4 protein-coding genes and 1 riboswitch are annotated in these 4211 nt (G+C 64.0%); of the genes, 3 read left to right on the forward strand and 1 reads right to left on the reverse strand.

Translation table 11 applies throughout. The annotated features are described in order from the left end of the window. Positions 1-149: 149 nt before the first annotated feature. On the reverse strand, positions 150-1163 hold the full coding sequence (thiB, locus tag EOB36_RS33250; RefSeq protein ID WP_095487681.1) for a thiamine ABC transporter substrate binding subunit: 1014 nt from the start codon (positions 1161-1163) through the stop codon (positions 150-152). A 43-nt stretch (positions 1164-1206) separates the two neighbouring features. Continuing rightward, positions 1207-1321: riboswitch (TPP riboswitch) on the reverse strand. Positions 1322-1423: 102 nt separating this feature from the next. Between thiB and EOB36_RS33255 the strand changes: the two genes are divergently transcribed. The 3 genes from EOB36_RS33255 to EOB36_RS35900 form a co-directional block, all read left to right on the forward strand. Further along, positions 1424-2068, forward strand: a complete 645-nt coding sequence (locus tag EOB36_RS33255) for a thiamine diphosphokinase (RefSeq protein ID WP_095487371.1) — start codon at positions 1424-1426, stop codon at positions 2066-2068. Between the two features lies 1 nt (position 2069). After that, positions 2070-3890: an ABC-F family ATP-binding cassette domain-containing protein gene (locus EOB36_RS33260; protein ID WP_128286557.1), complete on the forward strand. Its 1821-nt coding sequence runs from the start codon at positions 2070-2072 to the stop codon at positions 3888-3890. Positions 3891-4050: 160 nt separating this feature from the next. Continuing rightward, positions 4051-4211 (forward strand): type II toxin-antitoxin system CcdA family antitoxin (locus tag EOB36_RS35900; protein WP_164897701.1); only part of this gene is annotated, 161 nt, incomplete at its 3' end.

Consider the following 4211-nt stretch of genomic DNA (forward strand, 5'->3'; position numbering starts at 1 on the left):
GCGGGAGATTGGCAGGTTCAGCGCTCCGCTCATTCCGGCAATGTCGGAGATTGGCGAAAGCCGGCATGATGGCCGATCTCCCCCCTCGTGGGGGAGATGTCCGGCAGGACAGAGGGGGGCGCCGTAGAGTGATCATCGTCAATCAGAAGCTATTTGCTCATCACCGCCAGCCATTCGTCGACCCAGGCCTTGCGGTTGGCGGCGACCTCTTCGGGGCTGAACAGCAAGGCCTTGGTCGGCTTGACGAGCTTGTCGAAGGCTGGGTTGAGCGGCTTGTCGGTCTTGCCGGCAGGGAACATCCAGTTGGTCTCGGGGATGACATCCTGGAATTTCGGCCCGGTCATGAAGGCCAGGAACTTTTCCGCCAGCGGATTCTTCGCACCAGTCGTGGTGATGCCGGCAACCTCGATCTGCAGATACGCGCCCTCCTCGAAGGACGCCGCCTGATAGCGTTCGGTGTTTTCGGCGACCATGTGATAGGCCGGCGACGTGGTATAGGACAGCACCATCGGCGCCTCGCCCTTGGTGAACAGGCCATAGGCCTCGCTCCAGCCCGGCGTCACGGTGAGCACCTTTGCCCTGAGCTTGGCCCAGGCTTCCGGCGCCTTGTCGCCATAGACCGACCTCACCCACAACAGCAGGCCTAGACCGGGCGTCGAGGTGCGCGGATCCTGGATGACGATCTTCTCATCGGCACTGCCCTCGACCAATTCCTTCAGGCTTTTCGGCGGGGTCTTCAGCTTTTCGGTGTCGTAAACGACGGCAAAATAGCCATAGTCGAACGGCACAAAAATATCGTCGCTCCAGCCGCCCGGCACCTTGACGTCCGACACCGGGCCATGCGGCGAAAACAGGCCGGTGGCCTTGGCTTCCGCCGTCAGATTGGTGTCGAGGCCGAGCACGATGTCGGCCTTGGTCGCGGCCCCTTCCAGTCTGACACGGTTGAGCAGCGCGACGCCGTCGGCGACCGCAACGAAATCGAGAGTACAGCCGCATTCCGCCTCGAAGGCCTTCTTGACCGCGGGGCCTGGACCCCACTCGGCGGTGAAGCTCTCATAGGTATAGACGGTGAGTTTCTCTTGCGCGGATGCCTGCCCGATGCCGGCGAGAACGGACGCCGCAAGCAACATTGCCGAAACAAGAGAGTATAAAAACGTGCGCATCGGCGCCTCCTTCGTTCGCATTGAAAGGAATTGAGGCGTCGGGCTGTCCGAAACGTCTAATCCCTCCGCCGGTACAAACCGGATCAGGTTCAGCGGGTTGGCATGGTTGCCTCTCAGCTGGTCCGCGAAGATCGCGTCCAGCACCCCGTTAGAGCGTTTCGACACATAGGCCCGGCCGAAGTGCTGCGCAAGCTGAAGTTTGCAGGGTATCCGGAGCGCGGCCTTCCGTTTCGCAAGCAGGGCTGGTAAGGGCCACGCATATGAGCAAATTCACCATCCTGCTTGGCGGCGATCTTATCCGCACGCCGCTGCTCGACCGCCAGGTCGAAGGCTCCCGTGTCATCGCCGCCGACGCCGGCATCGGCCATGCCCGGACGCTGGGCCTGACGCCGGAACTCTGGGTCGGCGACTTCGATTCGGTGCCGGCGGATTTGCCGGATGATCTCGCCGCCGTGCCTCGCCAGGTGTTTCCGGCAGAAAAGGACAAGACCGACGGCGAACTGGCTATCGCCGCTGCGCTCGAACGCGGCGCGACCCGGCTCCTGCTCGCCGGCGCGTTCGGCGGCAAGCGCACCGACCACGCCTTCCTGCACCTCGCGCTCAGCATCCGGCTGGCCGAGGCAGGCATAGAGGTGCTTTTGACCAGCGGCGCACAGGAAGGCATCCCCTTGCTTCCCGGAAAGGCCGGCTTCGACTACGCCGACGGCACGCTATTTTCGATCCTCGGCTTCTCCGACCTTTTCGGCCTGACCGTCTCCGGCGCCAAATGGCCGCTGAACCATGTCGAGGTGGCGTTCGGCTCGTCGCTGACCATTTCCAACGAGGTCAAGGGCCGGCTCGAAATCGCCCTGGGCAGCGGCCGCGCGCTGTTGCTCGCCCATCCTTTCCCCCTACCTGAAAGCTGACATGGCGCCGCCACTTCTCAATCTCGACGGGATACAACTGACCTTCGGTGGCACGCCGCTGCTCGACGGGGCGGAACTGACAGCGTCGGCGGGCGACAAGATCGCTTTGGTCGGCCGCAATGGTTCGGGCAAGTCGACGCTGCTCAAGATCGCCGCGGGATTGATCGAGCCGCAGGACGGCGAGGTGTTCCGCCAGCCTTCGGCGACAGTGCGCTACCTGCCGCAAATGCCAGACATGGATGGTTTCGCCAGCGTCCGCGCCTATGTCGAGGCAGGGCTCGGGCCCGCGGACGATCCCTACCGCGCCACCTATCTGATGGAGCATCTCGGCCTGTCCGGCGAGGAACGACCGAACGACCTGTCCGGCGGCGAGGCGCGGCGCGCTGCCCTTGCCCGCGTCATGGCGCCGGAGCCCGACATTCTCCTCCTCGATGAGCCGACCAACCATCTCGACCTGTCGGTCATCGAGTGGCTGGAGGAGGAGCTTGCCCGCACCTCTTCGGCGCTGATTGTCATCTCGCACGACCGCCGCTTCCTCGAGCGCGTGTCACGCGCCACCGTCTGGCTCGACCGCGGCCAGACCCGCCGTCTCGACAAGGGTTTTGGCCATTTCGAGGAATGGCGCGACACGGTGCTGGAAGAAGAAGAGCGCGAGCAGCACAAGCTCGGCCGCCAGATCGTGCGCGAGGAGCACTGGCTGCGTTATGGCGTGACGGCGCGACGCAAGCGCAACATGCGCCGGCTCGGCGAGTTGCAGACCATGCGCCAGCGCTTTCGTGGCCATCGCGGCGCCGAGGGCGCGGCGACCATGGTGGCCAGCGACGCCGCCGAATCCGGCAAGCTGGTGATCGAGGCCAAGAACATCGAGAAGAGCTTTGGCGACCTCACCGTGGTCAAGGGCTTCTCGACCCGTATTCAGCGCGGCGACCGCGTCGGCTTGGTCGGGCCGAACGGCGCCGGCAAGACGACGCTCTTGAAGATGCTGACCGGCGAATTGAAACCGGACTCAGGCACGGTGCGGCTCGGCACCAATCTGGAGATCGCCACACTCGACCAGAAGCGCGAGGCGGTCGATCCGCAAGAGACACTGGCGCAATACCTCACCGACGGACGCGGCGAGAACCTTGTCATCAATGGCGAGCAGCGCCACGTCGTCTCCTACATGAAGGATTTCCTGTTCAAACCGGAACAGGCGCGCACGCCGGTGCGTGAGCTTTCGGGCGGCGAGCGAGCGCGGCTGTTGCTGGCCCGCGTGCTGGCACGGCCGGCAAACCTTCTGGTGCTCGACGAGCCGACCAACGATCTCGACATGGAGACGCTGGAACTGCTGCAGGAGCTGGTCGCCGGTTTTGCCGGCACCGTCATCCTGGTCAGCCACGACCGCGATTTCCTCGACCGCACCGTGACCAGCCTGATCGCGCCGGACGGCGGCGGCCGCTGGATCGAATATGCCGGCGGCTATTCCGACATGCTGGCGCAGCGCGGCGGCACCAGGCTGGACGACCGCAAGGCGCGGACGAAGGCCGAGACCAGCGAAGCGACGGCGGCAGCCAGGACCGAAGCAGCTGCGCCGAAGGGCCCGGCAAAGAAACTGTCGTTCAAGCAGAAATTCGCGCTGGAATCGCTGCCCAAGAAGATCGAGGCGGTGACCGCCTCGATCTCACGGCTGGAGGACAACATCGCCGACCCGGCCTATTACGAGCGCGATCCGGCCTCGTTCCAGAAGACCATCGCCGCCCTCGACAAGGAAAGAGCCACGCTGGCCGCGCTTGAGGAGGAATGGCTGGAACTTGAAATGTTAAGGGAAGAAATGGAGGGATGAGGAGCGTTCGGCCGCGGGCCGATCGATCGACAATTATTTGTAGATTGGAGCGACGAACGCCGAAGCCATAGCGGAGGGCTGGGCGCACGATCAGACGCCGTTTCGTCGTTGCTACGCCGGGCAAATGCGCATACATTATGCGCACACTGCGGAGGTCACAATGCGCAAGCTAGCCTTGAACGCGGTTCGCCAGCCGGCAAACCTGTCGATCGACTCAAAACTCATGAAGGAAGCCAAGGGGCTTGACGTGAACGTCTCACGCGCCGCGGAGGCCGGCATCGCAGAGGCTGTCGCTGCCGAAAAGGCGCGACTATGGAAACT

The organism is Mesorhizobium sp. M6A.T.Cr.TU.017.01.1.1 (genome assembly GCF_004023115.1).
Lineage (GTDB): Bacteria > Pseudomonadota > Alphaproteobacteria > Rhizobiales > Rhizobiaceae > Mesorhizobium > Mesorhizobium mediterraneum.

Bases quoted from the DNA above. Each gene is read 5' to 3' on its own strand.
- EOB36_RS33260 (WP_128286557.1), top strand. From the start codon at position 2,070: ATGGCGCCGCCACTTCTCAATCTCGACGGGATACAACTGACCTTCGGT.
- EOB36_RS33255 (WP_095487371.1), top strand. From the start codon at position 1,424: ATGAGCAAATTCACCATCCTGCTTGGCGGCGATCTTATCCGCACGCCG.
- thiB (WP_095487681.1), bottom strand. From the start codon at position 1,163: ATGCGCACGTTTTTATACTCTCTTGTTTCGGCAATGTTGCTTGCGGCG.